Source organism: Pseudomonas sp. P110(2024) (assembly GCF_057480795.1).
The window spans coordinates 363,672-380,020 of sequence record NZ_JBLIYT010000002.1 but is presented as its reverse complement, the minus strand read 5'-3'; the positions used below and the strand labels follow the sequence as shown (position 1 = coordinate 380,020).

12 protein-coding genes and 1 pseudogene are annotated in these 16,349 nt (G+C 67.4%); 9 read left to right on the top strand and 4 right to left on the bottom strand.

Going from position 1 to position 16,349, the window contains the following annotated elements; genetic code table 11:
• Positions 1-139: 139 nt before the first annotated feature.
• From AC25ND_RS04610 to AC25ND_RS04590, 5 genes and pseudogenes are all read left to right on the top strand, one after another.
• A complete protein-coding gene (locus AC25ND_RS04610) occupies positions 140-2,284 on the top strand; it encodes a DUF1631 domain-containing protein (RefSeq protein ID WP_069016132.1) in 2,145 nt (714 codons plus the stop codon).
• A gap of 94 nt (positions 2,285-2,378) precedes the next feature.
• Positions 2,379-2,945 (top strand): 1,6-anhydro-N-acetylmuramyl-L-alanine amidase AmpD, encoded by a 567-nt coding sequence (gene ampD / locus AC25ND_RS04605; protein ID WP_028689826.1) that lies wholly within the window; start codon positions 2,379-2,381, stop codon positions 2,943-2,945.
• The gene (gene ampE / locus AC25ND_RS04600; protein WP_062363992.1) at positions 2,942-3,772 is read left to right on the top strand and encodes a regulatory signaling modulator protein AmpE; all 831 of its coding nucleotides are present in this window, start codon (positions 2,942-2,944) and stop codon (positions 3,770-3,772) included. The genes ampD and ampE overlap by 4 nt, the downstream gene beginning before the upstream one ends.
• A gap of 165 nt (positions 3,773-3,937) precedes the next feature.
• Positions 3,938-5,059, top strand: a pseudogene (locus tag AC25ND_RS04595) (HAMP domain-containing protein); the annotation flags it as partial.
• 144 nt (positions 5,060-5,203) lie between these two features.
• Positions 5,204-5,917 (top strand): methyl-accepting chemotaxis protein, encoded by a 714-nt coding sequence (locus tag AC25ND_RS04590; RefSeq protein ID WP_371349844.1) that lies wholly within the window; start codon positions 5,204-5,206, stop codon positions 5,915-5,917.
• Here the strand turns inward: AC25ND_RS04590 and AC25ND_RS04585 are convergent, their stop codons facing one another.
• Together AC25ND_RS04585 and cra are read right to left on the bottom strand one after the other, a co-directional pair.
• The gene (locus tag AC25ND_RS04585; RefSeq protein WP_062363995.1) at positions 5,918-6,721 is read right to left on the bottom strand and encodes a TatD family hydrolase; all 804 of its coding nucleotides are present in this window, start codon (positions 6,719-6,721) and stop codon (positions 5,918-5,920) included. It abuts the gene before it with no gap.
• Between the two features lie 2 nt (positions 6,722-6,723).
• On the bottom strand, positions 6,724-7,719 hold the full coding sequence (gene cra, locus AC25ND_RS04580) for a catabolite repressor/activator (RefSeq protein WP_028689822.1): 996 nt from the start codon (positions 7,717-7,719) through the stop codon (positions 6,724-6,726).
• Between the two features lie 296 nt (positions 7,720-8,015).
• On the opposite strand from cra, the gene ptsP reads away from it, so the two are divergent.
• Genes ptsP through AC25ND_RS04565 form a run of 3 tightly spaced genes read left to right on the top strand, consistent with a single transcriptional unit; the run spans position 8,016 to position 13,533 of the window.
• On the top strand, positions 8,016-10,865 hold the full coding sequence (gene ptsP, locus AC25ND_RS04575; RefSeq protein ID WP_186594238.1) for a phosphoenolpyruvate--protein phosphotransferase: 2,850 nt from the start codon (positions 8,016-8,018) through the stop codon (positions 10,863-10,865).
• A complete protein-coding gene (pfkB, locus tag AC25ND_RS04570) occupies positions 10,865-11,812 on the top strand; it encodes a 1-phosphofructokinase (RefSeq protein WP_182322070.1) in 948 nt (315 codons plus the stop codon). The genes ptsP and pfkB overlap by 1 nt, the downstream gene beginning before the upstream one ends.
• On the top strand, positions 11,812-13,533 hold the full coding sequence (locus AC25ND_RS04565) for a PTS fructose-like transporter subunit IIB (protein ID WP_028689819.1): 1,722 nt from the start codon (positions 11,812-11,814) through the stop codon (positions 13,531-13,533). The genes pfkB and AC25ND_RS04565 overlap by 1 nt, the downstream gene beginning before the upstream one ends.
• Positions 13,534-13,688: 155 nt before the next feature.
• Here the strand turns inward: AC25ND_RS04565 and AC25ND_RS04560 are convergent, their stop codons facing one another.
• A complete protein-coding gene (locus AC25ND_RS04560; RefSeq protein WP_062363998.1) occupies positions 13,689-13,910 on the bottom strand; it encodes a DUF3820 family protein in 222 nt (73 codons plus the stop codon).
• Between the two features lie 204 nt (positions 13,911-14,114).
• Between AC25ND_RS04560 and AC25ND_RS04555 the strand changes: the two genes are divergently transcribed.
• Positions 14,115-14,591, top strand: a complete 477-nt coding sequence (locus AC25ND_RS04555; protein WP_062363999.1) for a ferritin-like domain-containing protein — start codon at positions 14,115-14,117, stop codon at positions 14,589-14,591.
• A gap of 129 nt (positions 14,592-14,720) precedes the next feature.
• On the opposite strand, the gene AC25ND_RS04550 is transcribed toward AC25ND_RS04555, so the two are convergent.
• Positions 14,721-16,217 carry a sensor domain-containing diguanylate cyclase gene (locus tag AC25ND_RS04550; RefSeq protein WP_186594429.1) on the bottom strand — a complete coding sequence of 499 codons (1,497 nt, stop codon included), beginning with the start codon at positions 16,215-16,217 and terminating at the stop codon, positions 14,721-14,723.
• Positions 16,218-16,349 lie beyond the last annotated feature (132 nt).

The following is a 16,349-nucleotide window of genomic DNA, read 5'->3' as shown; positions in this document are numbered from 1 at the left end:
CGCACTGTCAGTTGAGGCGCACGAATGGGGTGCTGGCAGCTGTCGGTGTTTTCACCGATAATGGCGACCAGTATTTGGCGTCATAGCTTTGACGATCCCCTTTCAGTCGAACAACGCAACATCCAGCAAGGAGTTCGGGATGCATGATGAAGGCAAGGTGGTGCCCCTGGCGGCCGCCATCGACCGGGGTGCGCGCGCGCCCTCGCCATGCCTTCCCGTGCTGCTCCTGCAGGTGCGCGACAAGGCCGCCCTGCAATTGCGCCAGGGATTGCAGGCGTTGTTCGACAATGCCGATGACACCCTGTTTGAAATGGCCGACAAGGCCAGCGGCCGCCTCGACCAGAACCTGTATTTCGAAGCCATGCGCGACTTGCGCCTCAAGCGCAAGAGCATTGAGCGGGGCTTCCTCGACACGTTCTACGAGGCCTTCGCCCGCATCGGCCAGGGCGACGGGCTCGAGTCCCTGGTCAGGGCGCAGACGCAGGACAAGCCGTCACTGGAGCGCTCGGTGGCCGTGCAGGCCATGGTCGACCGGGTGCTCTCCCGCGACGGCTTTCTGCTTGAGCAACTGAATCTGCGCTTCACCACGCTGCTGGAGCTGCCGGTGGCCAGCGCAAGCAATCCCCTGGGGCCCGGCAACCTGTGTGGCTACTTCCTGGATGCCGGGCGCAACCTGGGAGTCGGTGCCAGCGTCAAGATGGTGCTGCTCAAACTGTTCGAGCGCTACGTGCTGCGCGACCTCGACCTGCTCTACGGCGAGGCGAGCCAGTTGCTCGCCAGCGCCGGCGTGCTGCCGGAGCTGATGCCCGCCCCGCGGCGCCGCGCCGAGGACCGCCGCAGCATCGCCCGGCGCGTCCCGACCAGCCCGGCGCAGGGCGGCTTGTCCGACTCGGCCGGCCAGGCGTTCTTCGCCTCGGTGCAGGCGTTGCTGGCGCCGGTGCGTGGGCGTGTCGCGCCGCGGCTGCAGGCGGCCGGATCCGCGCAGCCGACCAGTACCGGCGACCTGCTGCGCCTGCTCACCCACCTGCAGCACTATGTGCCGGCCCCCGGCGAGCCGGATGACTTCAACCTCGGTCAGCAACTCGAGCAGCTGCTGCTGCGGGTCAGCGTGCGCAGCGGCACGCGGCGACGCATAGCCACCGACGACGAGGACACGATCAACCTGGTCGACCTGCTGTTCGCCTACATCCAGGGCGACGACAACCTGCCGGCCAGCCTCCGGGCGCTGATCGCCCGCCTGCATATCCCGGTGCTCAAGGTCGCGCTGATCGACAAGGGCATGTTCAGCCGTGCCGGCCACCCGGCGCGCCGCCTGCTCAACGAGATCGCCGCCGTGGCCATCGGCTGGGAAAGCGATGCCGAGGGACTGCGCGACAGCCTGCACCTGCGGGTCGAGCGTATTGTCCAGCGCCTGCTCAATGATTTCTCCGACGACTGCGCGGTGTTCAACGAGCTGCTCGATGAGTTTCTGGCCTTCAGCCAGGACGAGCGCCGACGCAACGAACTGCTCGAGCAGCGCACCCGTGACGCCGAGGAGGGCCGTGCCCGCACCCTGCAGGCCCGCCAGCGGGTGCAGCGGGAGTTGAACGACCGCCTGCACGGCCGGGTGCTGCCGCAGGTGGTGGTGCAGATGCTGGTGCAGTCCTGGAGCCAGGTGCTGCTGCTGGCCTGGCTGAAGCAGGGCGAGGGCTCGGCGGCCTGGGCCGACGCCTTGGCGACGGTGGACGACCTGCTGGTCAGTATTGCCCCGTACCGTGAACCGCAGCGCCTGCTGGAGCAGGTGCCGGGCCTGCTCAAGGCCCTGCGCGACGGCCTGGCGGGGATAGCGCTGGACTCCGCCGCCACCCGTGATTTCTTCCTGCAACTGGAGAAACTGCACCTGCGTGCCTGCGGTGGCACGCAGGAGCCGGATGCCGCGCTAGACGAGGTGTGGATTGAGGACGATATCGTGCTGGCGGTCAGCGACGAGTCCGCCCTTGCCCCTGGCCTGCCTTTCGACGATCAAGAGCCGGCATTGCGCCAGGTGCAACGCTTGCAGGTCGGTACCTGGGTCGAAGTGATGGACGACGACGAGCCGCTGCGTTGTAAGCTGGTGGCGCGCATCGACAGCAATGATCGCCTGGTCTTCACCAACCGCACCGGCATGAAAGTGCGTGAATGGAATCGCATGGGCCTGGCCCTGGCCTTGCGTCGTGGCGAGGTGCGCTTGCTGGACGGCGGCCTGCTGTTCGAGCGGGCGCTGGAGGCGGTGCTGGAGCAGTTGCGCGGGCAGCAGGCGCAGTAACGCTGACTTTCCCTACACAATCATTTACATGCAAGCGCCGGTTGGTCACGGCATACTGGGTACCTGTCTCGGGCGTCATTTCAGGATCTGCACCATGCAATTGGACCGTGCGACCGGCTGGTTCACCGGCGTCAGCCACTGCCCCTCGCCGAACTTCAACGCCCGCCCCGAGGGTGAGGCCATCGCGCTGCTGGTCATCCACAACATCAGCCTGCCACCCGCCTGCTTCGGTACCGGCAAAGTCCAGCAGTTCTTCCAGAACTGCCTTGACCCGAACGAGCATCCTTATTTCGCCACCATCAACCACCTGACTGTCTCGGCGCACCTGTTCGTCGAGCGCGATGGCGCGGTGACCCAGTTCGTCTCGTTGCTCGACCGTGCTTGGCATGCCGGCGTGTCGCGCTTCGGCGAGCGCGAGGGCTGCAACGATTTTTCCATCGGCATCGAGCTGGAGGGCACCGATGAACTGCCCTATACCGATGCCCAGTACGCCACCCTGGAGCGGCTGACCCGCGAGATCCGTGCGGCCTGGCCGGTGATCGACGCCCAGCGCATCTGTGGCCACAGCGATATCGCCCCGCAGCGCAAGACCGATCCGGGGCCGGCCTTCGACTGGCCGCGCTACCGGGCCGCGCTGCAATGCAACGAGGACAAGGCATGAGTTTTCTGGTGTTGGTGCTGGCGCTGTGGGTCGAGAAGTTCTCGGCCCTGCGCCAGCGGTTGCAACGCGACGGCTTCTACCTGGGCGAACTGGTGCGCCTGGAGCGCAGCGGCAAGGTCCATCCCTGGTGGACGCTGGGCATCCTGGTCCTGGCGCCGGTGGCGCTGCTCGTGCTGCTGCTGCATGTGCTGGAACCTGTGGCCTACGGCCTGCTGGCGTTGCCGGTGCACCTGCTGGTGCTGGTCTACAGCCTGGGTCGCGGCGATGTGAAGGCGGCGCTCGGGCCGTTTCGCGACGCCTGGCGCCGCGGTGACGACCAGGCCGCGCTGCACGTGGCCGAACGCGACCTGGGGCTGGCCGCCGACGATCCCCAACGCCTGATAAAGCAGGTCCAAGGCCACTTGCTGTGGCAGGCCTACCAGAGCTTCTTCGCGGTGATCTTCTGGTACTTCCTGCTGGGCCCGAGCGCGGCGTTGGCCTACCGCCTGCTGGCGCTGACCATGGACCATAGCCGCCAGCCGGCGCTGCAGACCCTGGCCGGGCAATTGCGCCATGCCATGGACTGGCTGCCGGTGCGGGTGATGACGGTGAGTTTCGCCCTGGTCGGCAATTTCGTCGCGGTGACCCGGGTGATGTTGCACGAGCTGCTCGACTGGCACGTCAGCGCCGGGCACCTGGTGGCCAAGGTCGGTCGGGTGGCCGACGACATTCCCGAGGAAGAAGACCGCCAGCGTGGCCTGGAACGCCTGGACAGCCTGTGGGAGCTGCTGCTGCGCTGCGCCGTGTTGTGGTATGCCTGCTTCGCCCTGTGGACCGTGCTGGTCTGAGCCGCTTATCAACGCGTTGGTTGCTTAACCATAAGTTACAAACCTTGATTCCAATCTGCGCTATACAAAGCCACTGGCCCTAGATGGCTTTGTGCTACCCCGCAGAACAACAAGAATTCAAGGAGGTGACCTGTGAAGCGTCTGCTCTATCCGGCCATCGCACTGATGAACCGGCTGAGCTTCGGCATGAAGTTCAGCCTGATCAGCGTCCTGTTCTTCCTGCCCATGCTGGTCACCAGCTTTTACCTGGTCCGCGATGCCTACAACCAGCTACAGGCCACCCGTGGTGAACTCCAAGGGCTGGCGCCGCTGTCCGAGAGCCTGGCCTTGCGTGGCGACCTGGAGTCGCTGGGCAATCTGCTGCAAATCAACGCCGTGCTGGGCCAATCGGGCCAGGCCGGCGATGTGGAAAGCCGTATCGGTGCCCTGCAGGACAAGGTCCAGGCCCGCCTCGAGGGTCTCAAGGGCAGCGATCCGGCGCTCGAAGCCAAGCGTGCCGAGCTGGCCGAGGCCTTTGCCCGCGCCCGTGACGAAAGCTCGCTGCAGAACAAGGCGGCACTGTTCGACAAGCTGCTGGCCCAGGCTCAGGTGCTGGGCAAGCTGGTCGCCAGCCAGTCGGGCTTGAACCAGGACAGCCAGGCTTCGGTGCGCCAACTGAGCGAACTGATCGGCAACGCCACGGCGCAGGTCACCCAGGCCCTGGGCGAAGGCCGGGCGATGGGCGCGGTGGCCCTCGGTCGCGGCTTCATGGATTCCTCGGGCAGCGCGCGCTTCGAAGACCTGCTGCAGCGCCTGGAGCGGCTGTCCGCCGACTATGCCATCCGTCTCGACGACGTTCTGGCCAGCGATGCCGGGCTCAAGGCCGCGCTGGCCAGCGATACCCAGGCCAGCCAGGCCACGGTCAAGCAGGCCGCGACCCTGTTCGAGGACCAGGTGGTCGTGGCCGAGACCCTGGATGCGCCCTGGAGCGGCTTCTACCAGCAGACCAGCGACCTGATGGCGCAGACCTACCGCTTCAACGACGCTGTCCTCGCCCACCTGCATGGCCAGCTGGAAGAGCGCCTGGGCGAGCACCACCTGCGTACGTCCGCGTTGGTCGCGGCCCTGGCCATGGTGTTCGTGCTAATCCTCTACCTCTACGGCGGCTTTTACGTCTCCACCCGGGAAACCCTGGGCAACCTGGGCAACGCCATGGACAAGGTCGCCGCCGGCGACATGACCATCAGCTTCAAGGCCAACAGCCAGGACGAACTGGGCGAGCTGGGGCGTGGCTTCAACGAGACGGTACGGCGCATTCGCGGGCTGATCGAGCAGGTCGGCAAGACCGTGACCACGGTCGAGGAACAGGCCGGGCAGGTGCTGTCGGTGTCGAGCCGCAGCAACCAGGCGGTCAGCGGCCAGCGCGAGCAGATCGAGCAGGTGGCCACGGCCATGAACCAGATGAGCGCCACCGCGCAGGAGGTCGCCCGCAGCGCCGCCCTGGCCGCCGAAGGCGCGCAGCGGGTCAACCACGAGAGCGCTTCGGGCCGCGACCTGGTGGCAAGCCAGCAGGGTAGCATTGCCCGCCTGGCCGGCGAGATCGACCAGAGCGTGGCGGCTGTGAACCAGCTGGCGGGCGACAGCCAGGCCATCGGTCGGGTGCTGGAAGTGATCCGCAGCATCGCCGAGCAGACCAACCTGCTGGCCCTCAACGCCGCCATCGAGGCAGCCCGGGCCGGCGAGCAGGGCAGGGGCTTCGCGGTGGTCGCCGACGAAGTGCGGACCCTGGCCAGGCGTACACAGGACTCCACCGAAGAGATCGCGCAGATGATCCAGCGCCTGCAGGATGGCGTGGGCGCGGCGGTGCGGGTGATGGGCAGCAGCCACCAGATGGCCGCCGGCACCGTGGACGAGGCACGCCAGGTGCAACAGGCCCTGGGCAATATCCTCGGCGCGGTGGGCGGTATCGTCGAGCAAAACCAGCAGATCGCCGCCGCCGTCGAGCAGCAGACCGCCGTGGCCCACGACATCGACCAGAACATCGTGGCGATCAACCGCGCGGCGCAGGACACCACCGAGGGCGCCTGTCAGACCGAGGACGCCAGCCGGGCGTTGTCGGCGCAGGTGGTGGAGCTCAAGCGGTTGATCGGGGCGTTCAGAGTGTGATCATGGCCGGCGCGAATCCGTGTCGGGCTTCCAGCCAAACACCTCGCAGGCATTGCGACTACTGGCTTCGGCCAGCAGCCCTGGCTCGATCCCCATGACGTCGGCCAACGCCTCGGTTATCTCGGGCAGGTGCTCCGGGCTGTTGCGCCGCCCTGGGAACATCACCGGCGCCATGTCCGGCGCGTCGGTCTCCAGCACCACGCTGTCCAGCGGTAGCCGTGGCAGGGTCTTGCGCAGGCGCAATGCCTGGGGCCAGGTGCCGGCGCCGCCGAGTCCCAGCTTGAAGCCGAGCTTGATGTATTCCCGCGCCTCTTCGTAGCTGCCGGCAAAGGCATGGATGATCCCCGCCCGCGCCGGCTTGTAGCGTTTGAGCGTGGCGATCACCTGGGCGTGGCTGCGGCGCACATGCAGCAGCGACGGCAGCTCGAATTCGCAGGCCAGTTGCAGTTGGGCTTCGAACAGCGCCTGCTGGCGCGTCGGGTCCAGCTGGGGCAGGTAGAAGTCCAGGCCGAACTCACCCACCGCGCACAGCCGTGAGTCGCCGCGCAAGCGCTCGAGCCAGTCGCGCAGCTGCGCCAGGTGTTCGGGGCGGTGCTGCTCGAGGTAGATCGGGTGCAGCCCCAGCGCCGCGTACACGCCTTGGTTGGCGCAGGCCAGGTCCCAGACCCGCTGGAAGTTGTCCTGGAACACCCCCAGCACCACCATGCGCTCCACCCCGCGCGCCGCCGCGTTGGCCAGCAGGCGCGGGCGGTCGGCGTCGAAATCGGGGAAGTCGAGGTGGGTGTGGGTGTCGATCAGGCGCATGTTCAGGCCTTGGCGATCCGTTGCTTGAAGGTGCGGCCGATGGCGTGCACACCGGGCTCGTAGCGCTTGTCCTCGATGGCGGCCAGGGCCAGTTCCAGCGCGGTGGCGGCGATCAGGCCGTGCTGCTGGGCCATGGCGTTGACCGGCAGCGGCAGGAAGTCGAGCAACTGGTTGTCGCCGAAGGTGCCCAGTTGCAGCTCACGGGAATCCTCAGGGCGCGCCTGGAGGGTGTCGAACACGCCCTGCAGCAGCACGTAGGAGGTGGTCACCAAGGCATCCGGCAGACCGCCCAGTTCGTCGATCAGTTGCTGCATCAGGCGCTGGCCGCATTCACGGCTGAAGGCCTCGCCCTGGTAGCGCCGCACGTCGCCGTCGAAGCCTTGCAGGGCCTCGTCGAAGCCACCGGCGCGGGCCTGGCTCACCGACAGCTCGGGGCGGGCGCCGATCAGGGCGATGCTGCGCGGGCGGGTTTTCAAAAGGCTCTGGGCCAGCTGGCGGCTGGCGTCGCGGTCGTCGCTGATCACCGAGCAGAAATGCGCCGGGTCCAGGCGTCGGTCAATGGCGATCACCGGCAGGCCCTTGGCCTGCAGCTCGCGGTAGCTGTCGTCCTCCGGCGGCAGGCAGCTGGCGACGAACAGCGCATCGCAGCGGCGGGCGCGGAACAGCTGCTGCAACTGGCGTTCGCTGTCGGGCTGGTCGTCGCTGCTGGCGATCAGCAGCTGGTAGCCACGGGCGCGGGCGCCTTGCTCCAGTTGCTTGGCGATGCGGGCGTAGCTGGGGTTCTCCAGATCCGGGAGAATGAAGCCCAGGGTGCGCGTGTGGCGGCTGCGCAGGCCGGCGGCCTGGGGGTTGGGCGTAAAGCCGTGGGCCTCGACCACCGCACGCACGCGCTCGACGGTGCTGTTGCTGATGCGCTGCTGTTCGGCCTTGCCATTGATGACGTAGCTGGCGGTGGTCACGGACACACCGGCCAGACGGGCGATATCGCTGAGTTTCACCGAATTTTCCTTGTTGTTTCCGGGACTGGCCACGGGGCTTGACCGGCTAGTTTCACCCATCCGCGGGCCCGCGCGCAGACGACCATTGTCGCAATTGTCCGACAGGATGGGGCTTTTTCGTTGGCAGATTATCGAGTAACGTGGCCGCCTGGTCAGATTAAACGTTTCAGCAAGACGAAATTTCCTGCCTGGAAATACGCATTCGCCCGTTGCGCTGATCGTTTTGGCGGCTTTTGCCGTCGAATTCCACAACAATACCTCGGTAGCCAACAGGGCTGCCGCAAAAGGAGAGGGTCATGCTCGAGCTTGCCGTGGAGCAGATTGCCATGGGCCAGCGTGCCGCCGACAAGGGCGAGGCACTGGCGTTGCTGGCCGATCGACTGGTTGCCGATGGCTTGGTCGCCGAGGGCTACCTGGCGGGGCTGCAGGCCAGGGAGGCGCAGGGCTCGACCTTCCTCGGCCAGGGTATCGCCATCCCCCACGGCACGCCGCAGACCCGCGTGCTGGTGTACGCCACCGGTGTGCGTCTGCTGCAGTTCCCCGATGGCGTGGACTGGGGCGACGGCCAGATCGTCTACCTGGCCATCGGCATCGCCGCCCGCTCCGATGAACACCTGCGTCTGCTGCAGTTGCTGACCCGTGCCTTGGGCGAAACCGACCTGGCCGAGGCGCTGCGCCGGGCCAGCTCCGCCGAGGCGCTGCTCAAACTGCTGCAGGGCGCGCCGCGCGAGCTGGCGCTGGATGCCCAACTGGTCGGCCTCAACCTGGCGGCGGAAGATTTCGACGAGCTGGCCTGGCGCGGCGCCCGCCTGTTGCAACGCGGCGGCTGTGCCGACAGCGGCTTTGCCGCCGTGCTGCAGCAGACCGAGCCGCTGCCGCTGGGCGAAGGCCTGTGGTGGCTGCACAGTGAACGCGAGGTGCGTCAACCGGGCCTGGCCTTCGTTACTCCACAGCAGCCACTGCGCTACCGCGACCAGCCGCTCAATGGCCTGTTCTGCCTGGCCAGCCTCGGCGCCGCCCACCAGGCCTTGCTCGAGCGCTTGTGCGAGGTGCTGATCGAGGGCCGTGGGCAGATGCTCTACCAGGCCACCAGCAGCCGCGCCGTGCTCGAAGTGCTCGGCGGCGAGGCGCCCGCCGACTGGCCCAGCGCCCGGGTGGTGCTGGCCAACGCCCATGGCCTGCATGCGCGTCCGGCCAAGGCGCTGGCGCAGTTGGCCAAGGGCTTCGAGGGCGAGATCCGCATCCGCCTGCATGATAGCGCCCAGCCCGCCGTCTCGGTGAAGAGCCTGAGCAAGCTGCTGAGCCTCGGCGCTCGCCGTGGCCAGGTGCTGGAACTGATCGCCGAACCTGGCGTTGCCGCCGATGCCTTGCCGGTGCTGCTGGCCGCCATCGAGCAGGGGTTGGGCGAGGAGGTCGAGCCCTTGCCGCAAACGGCAGCTGTGGAGCAGCCACCCATCGAAACCCTTCAGGCTCCGGCGCCCGGCAGCACCCTGCAGGGTGTCGCGGCCGCGCCGGGCATTGCCAGTGGCCCGGCCCATGTGTGCGTCGAGCGCGAGATCGACTACCCGCTGCGCGGCGAGTCGCCGGGCCAGGAACGCGCCCGGTTGCGAGTGGCCATCGACAAGGTGCACGCCGACCTGCAGGCCCTGGTGCAACGCAGCGACAAGGCCATCGGCGAAATCTTCATCACCCACCAGGAAATGCTGGCCGATCCGGCCCTGACCGATGATGTCGAGGTGCGCCTGGCCCAGGGCGAGAGCGCCGCCGCCGCGTGGATGGCGGTGATCGAGAGCGCCGCCCGCCAGCAGGAGGCGCTGCACGACGCCCTGCTGGCCGAGCGCGCCGCCGACCTGCGCGATATCGGTCGCCGTGTGCTGGCCCAGTTGTGTGGCGTGCAGACGGTGGTCGAGCCCGAGCAGCCCTACGTGCTGGTGATGGCCGAGGTGGGCCCGTCCGATGTGGCGCGCCTGGACCCGGCGCGGGTCGCCGGCATCGTCACCGCCCAGGGCGGCGCCACGGCCCACAGCGCGATCGTCGCCCGGGCGCTGGGCATCCCGGCGGTGGTCGGGGCCGGCGCGGCCGTGCTGCTGCTGGAGAACGGCACGCCACTGCTGCTCGATGGCCAGCGCGGGCAGGTCGAGGTCGCGCCGCCCGAGGCCCGCTTGCAAAGGGCGCTGGCCGAGCGTGATGCCCGCGAGCGGCGTTTGCAGATCGCCTGGGCCAACCGCCATGAGCCGGCCCTGACCCGCGACGGCCACGCCGTCGAAGTGTTCGCCAACATCGGCGAAAGCAGCGGCATCGGCAAAGTCGTCGAACAGGGCGCCGAAGGCGTCGGCCTGCTGCGCACCGAGCTGATTTTCATGGCCCACCCGCAACTGCCCGATGTGGCCACCCAGGAGGCCGAGTACCGCCGGGTGCTCGACGGCCTGGGCGGGCGCCCGCTGGTGGTGCGCACCCTTGATGTGGGCGGCGACAAGCCCTTGCCGTACTGGCCGATCGCGGCGGAAGAGAACCCGTTCCTCGGCGTGCGCGGCGTGCGCCTGACCCTGCAACGCCCGCAAGTGATGGAAGACCAGCTGCGGGCCCTGCTGCGCGCAGCGGACAATCGCCCGCTGCGCATCATGTTCCCCATGGTCGGTCAGCTCCATGAATGGCGTGCCGCCAAGGCCATGGTCGAGCGGCTGCGCCAGGAGGTTCCAGTGGCCGACCTGCAGGTGGGCATCATGGTCGAGGTACCGTCGGCCGCCCTGCTGGCGCCGCAGTTGGCCCGCGAGGTGGACTTCTTCAGCATTGGCACCAACGACCTGACCCAGTACACCCTGGCTATCGACCGTGGCCACCCGAGCCTCTCGGCCCAGGCCGACGGCCTGCACCCCGCGGTGCTCAACCTGATCGACATGACCGTGCGCGCCGCCCATGCCCAGGGCAAGTGGGTGGGCGTGTGCGGCGAACTGGCGGCCGATCCGCAGGCCGTCGCCGTGCTGCTGGGCCTGGAGGTGGACGAGCTGAGCGTCGCCGCCCGCAGCATCCCTGAAGTCAAGGCTCTGGTACGCCAGGCCGACCTTTCGACGGCACGCGCCCTGGCGCGCGAGGCCCTGCAACAAGACAGCGCCGAGGCAGTCCGGGCGCTGGTGGAGCGTTACTGATGGCCAAGATCCTCACCCTTACCCTCAACCCGGCGCTGGATATCACTATCAGCCTCGAGCGCCTGCGCCCCGGCGCGGTCAACCGCAGCCAGGCTCAGCACAGCCATGCCGCCGGCAAGGGGCTTAACGTCGCCCAGGTGCTGGCCGACCTGGGCCACAGCGTGACCGTCGGCGGTTTTCTCGGGCTCGACAACCTGGCGCCGTTCGAGGCGCTGATTGCCTGGCGTGGGTTCGCCGACTGCTTCGTCCGCGTGCCCGGCGAGACCCGCAGCAACATCAAGCTGGTCGAGGCCGATGGCCAGGTCACCGATATCAACGGGCCGGGGCCGCAGGTCGACGAGGCCGCCCGCGACGCCTTGCTGCGCCGACTGGCCGAGGTGGCCCCGGGGCATGACGCCGTGGTGGTGGCCGGTAGCCTGCCACAGGGGGTCAGCCCCGAATGGCTGCGCGAGTTGCTGCTCATGCTCAAGTCACAGGGATTGAAGGTGGCCCTGGACAGCAGCGGCGAAGCCTTGCGTGCCGGCCTTGAGGCCGCGCCCTGGCTGGTCAAGCCCAATACCGAGGAGCTGGGCGAGGTGCTTGGGCAGCCCGTGCTTGACCCGGCCGGCCAGCGCGCCGCTGCGCAGCGCTTGCTGGCCAGCGGTGTCGAGCATGTGGTGGTGTCCCAGGGCGAGCAGGGCGTGACCTGGTTCGCCGCCGGCCTGGCGCTGCATGCGCAGCCGTCGAAGGTGCACATCGCCAGCACCGTCGGCGCCGGTGATTCGCTGGTCGCCGGCATGGTCCATGGCCTGCTCCAGGCCGAGGCGCCCGCCGCCACCTTGCGCCGTGCCACCGCCATCGCCGCCCAGGCGGTCACCCAGGTCGGCTTCGGCATCCAGGATCGCGAGCAACTGGCCCGCCTGGAGGCCGCCGTGCACCTGGTAGAACAACAAGAAGAGGGTTGCTGATGAACATTGCCATTGTCACTGCCTGCCCCAACGGGCAGGTGTCCAGCGTGCTCAGCGCCCGCCTGCTGGCCGCCGCGGCCCAGCGTCGGGGCTGGAGCACCAGTGTCGAGGTGCAGGATGCCGAGCACCCCGAGCGCCGCCTGACCATGGCGCAGATTGCACAGGCCGACTGGGTGCTGGTGGTCAGCACCGGGGCGCTGGACCTGGCGCGCTTCGCGGGCAAGCGCGTGTACCAGAGCACGCCGGCCCAGGCACTGGCGGACCGCGAGGGGTTTCTTGACCAAGCCGCCGCCGAGGCTCGGGTGCACGAGGCGACACCGGCTCCACTGGGCAGCGCGCCGAAAATCGTCGCGGTGACCGCCTGCCCGACCGGCGTGGCCCATACTTTCATGGCCGCCGAAGCGCTGCAACAGGCGGCGCAGGCCATGGGCTACCAGCTCACCGTGGAGACCCAGGGCTCGGTTGGCGCGCGTAACCCGCTGCCGGCCGAGGCCATCGCCGAGGCCGACGTGGTGCTGCTGGCCGCCGATATCGAGGTGCCGGCTGCGCGTTTCGCCGGCAAGCGCATCTACCGCTGCGGTACCGGCATTGCCCTCAAGCAGGCCCGCGCCACGCTGGACAAGGCGCTGGCCGAGGGCAAGGTAGAGGCTGCGGGGGGGGCGCCTGGCGCGGTGCAGCAGGCCGAGAAGACTGGCGTCTACAAGCACCTGCTGACCGGGGTGTCGTTCATGCTGCCGATGGTGGTGGCCGGCGGCCTGCTGATCGCGCTGTCGTTCGTGTTCGGTATCGAGGCCTACAAGGAGCCCGGTACGTTGCCCGCCGCGCTGATGCAGATCGGCGGCGAGGCGGCGTTCAAGCTGATGGTGCCGCTGCTCGCCGGCTACATCGCCTGGTCCATCGCCGACCGCCCGGGCCTGGCGCCCGGGATGATCGGCGGCCTGCTGGCGAGCACGCTGGGGGCGGGGTTCATCGGCGGCATCGTCGCCGGCTTCCTGGCCGGCTACAGCGCCAAGGCCATCGCCCGCTGGGTGCGACTGCCCAGCAGCCTCGACGCGCTAAAGCCGATCCTCATCATCCCCCTGCTGGCCAGCCTGTTCACCGGCCTGGTGATGATCTACGTGGTCGGCCAGCCCGTGGCCGCCATGCTTGAAGGGCTGACCCATTTTCTCGACAGCATGGGCACCACCAACGCAATTCTGCTCGGGCTGCTGCTCGGCGGCATGATGTGTGTGGACCTGGGCGGACCGATCAACAAGGCCGCCTATGCGTTCTCGGTAGGGCTGCTGGCGTCGTCGAGCTATGCGCCAATGGCCGCGACCATGGCCGCCGGCATGGTGCCGCCGATCGGCCTGGGCATTGCCACCTTTCTGGCCCGGCGCAAATTTGCCCAGAGCGAGCGCGAGGCCGGCAAGGCCGCGCTGGCGCTGGGGCTGTGTTTTATCTCTGAAGGGGCGATTCCGTTCGCCGCCAAGGATCCGTTGCGGGTGATCCCGGCGAGCATCGCCGGTGGCGCGCTGACCGGGGCCTTGTCGATGTACTTCGGCTGCAAGCTGATGGCGCCCCATGGCGGCCTGTTCGTGCTGCTGATCCCCAACGCGATCAACCATGCGCTGCTGTACCTGCTGGCGATCGTGGCCGGCAGTCTGCTGACGGCGGTGGTGTATGCCGTGATCAAGAAGAGCGAACAGGTGGAGATGGTGGTGGCGCCGGCCAAGGGGTAGGTACGCCCGCCCGGGCCCCGTGCTGTCCCTGTAGGAGCGGCCTTGTGTCGCGAACGGGGCGCGAAGCGGCCCCGGCGATTGTTGCATGAACGCTGAAATCGAGGGGCCGCTTTGCGGCCCGTTCGCGACACAAGGCCGCTCCTACACCGGGGCCGTCACCCCCGGGGCTTGCCCCGCAACGGTTTCAGCAGATCACCCAACCCGTTGTGGTCGATCTCATGCATCAACGCCAGCAACCCGCCCAGCTCCCCGGGCGGGAAGCCCTTGCGGGCGAACCACGCCAGGTAGTCGCCCGGCAGGTCAGCAATGATACGGCCCTGGTACTTGCCGAAGGGCATGGTGCGGGTGACCAGCAGTTGCAGGGTTTCAGGTTTCATCGAGCATCGGCCTGTGGCGGGTTGAGCGCGGACCATACTGCAAACTGCACGACGACCCAAGCGGCGATCATGCAGAACGCCGTTTTCAGGCTTTTGATTGTTTAGTTCAACTTGTTGATTTTTATAGTTATTTTTCTATTCATTAGCCTGGCACGAAGTCTGCTCCGGTAAAGGTGACTATCACCTGCCAAGGAGTTTGTTGCCATGAGCAATCCCAACAAAGACACGATTGACGTACTCAACGACCTGATCGAGTACAGCAAGGATGGTGAGAAAGGCTTCAAGACCTCTGCCGAGGATGTGAAGAATCCCCAACTCAAAGCCTTCTTCGTACAGCGCGCCAGCGAGTGCGCCACTGCTGCGGCCGAGCTGCAGAGCGAAGTGCGCCGGCTGGGTGGCGATCCAGAGACCAGCACCAGCATCAGCGGCGACCTGCACCGTGGCTGGGTCAACCTCAAGTCAATGGTCACCGGCAAGGATGAAGAGGCGGTGCTAAACGAGGTGGAGCGCGGTGAAGACCATGCGCTCAAGGCCTACAAAGAGGCCCGTGAGAAGCTGGTCAAGTTGGGGCGCTCGGTCAATGACCAGAGCTATGCACTGGTAGAGAAGCAACTGCAGGGTGTGCAGCGCAACCATGACCAGGTGAAGGCTCTGCGTAACACAGCTCGCGCTCAGTCTTGAGTTTGAGGGGCTGCTCTGCAGCCCTCTCGCTGGCAAGCCGGTTCTCACGAGATGGCACATGGCTGCATTTTGATGTGGTCGTTGTGGGAGCCTGCTTGCCGGCGAAAGGCCGCATAGCGGCCCAGCGCCTCAAGCCTCAGGCCCTTCCACCCGATTACGGCCATTGGCCTTGGCGCGGTACAACGCCTCATCCGCATCGGCCAGCAGTGCCGACAGATCCTGCGCGGTGCCCGGTACATACAAGCCGATTCCTATGCTGACCGTCACTGATCGCTCATCATCGCCGAACGGCGGCATCGCCTCTACGCTGGCGCGAATGCGCTCGGCCAGCAGCCGCGCACCCGCCAGGTTAGTCTCCGGCAACACCACCTGGAATTCCTCACCGCCATAGCGCGCCGCCAGGTCCGCCGGGCGCCGGATGCACAGCTCCAGGGTCGTGGCCACCTCGCGCAGCACATGGTCGCCGCCCGCATGGCCGTGGCGTTGGTTAAATGCCTTGAAGTGATCCACATCCACCATCAGCACCGCCAGTGGTTTGCGGTTTCGCTGCGCCCGCGCCCATTCCTGACGCAGCACCTGATCCAGGCGGCGGCGGTTGGCAAGGCCCGTGAGGCTGTCGGTGGCGGCGAGGGTGGCCAGGCCTTGCTCGGCATCGTGGCGACGGCGCAGTTCACGACCCAGCAGCAGGGTCAGCCAGAGGATGCCGATGCACAGCACGCCGGTGGCTACGCTGACCACGATCGCGGTGCGCCGCCACGACTGGAACACCTCGTCGGCCGAGTGCGCCACCAGCACGATCAGCGGCAGGTCGGCTACCCGGGCGAAGGTGTAGATACGCAGGCCTTCATAGACCGTTGAGTGGGCGGTGAAGCTGCCGCTGCGCTCCTCGAGGATGCGCTTGAAGTTGGGGCGCTCGCTGAAGCTGGTGCCGATCAACGGATCCTGCGGCCGGGTCGGCTGGCGCGCCAGCAGCTGGCCGTCGGTGTTGAGCAGGTTGATGCTGCTGTCCACGCCGATGTCCAGGCGCTGGAACAATTCGTTGAAGTAAGACAGGCGCAGGGCCCCGGCGGCCAGGCCCTGGAACTCGCCGTTGGCGCCGGAGATGCGCCGGCTGAAGCTGATGCACCAGTCCAGGTTGCCCAGCCGCGCCTTGAACGGTGGGCTGATCAGCAGGCCCAGGCCCGGGCGGTCGCGGTGGGCTTGGAAGGGCACGGTGTCGGCGAAGTTGGCTTGGCGCGGCACCACGCTGGTGGAGTCGCCAAGCACGTCGCCCTTGGCATCGAGCCAGAGGATGTCGCCGCGCACCGGGGCTGAGAAGGCCTGGTTGAAGAGGATCTGCTGGCGCAGCTTGGCGGGCACGTTGAGCAGCTCGGGGTGCTGCACGGCCCAGATCAGGCCCTTGAGCGACTGGTCGTAGAGTTCGACGTTGCGCAGGATGTCGCTTTCGATCAGTTGCACGATGTTGCTCGACGAGCGCATCGCCGACTGCTCGACGCTGTCGCGCTCACGGGCCAGCAGGTAGCTGACGATGGCCACGATGGCGAGCACGGCAAGGCAGCTGCCCAGGTTGAGGACCAGCTCGGGGTGTGACTTGTACAGGGCGGATCGTGGTGATCGGGTGGGCAACGTCATGCTCGCAACTGCATAAGCCCCGGGATCCATGGGGAGTGGGCCGGAAAGCGGCGGCAGTATTTTAGGCAACGCGGGATTGTCGGACAAGATCAAAGCTGATTTGGCCGACGGAAATGATTCAGTAGG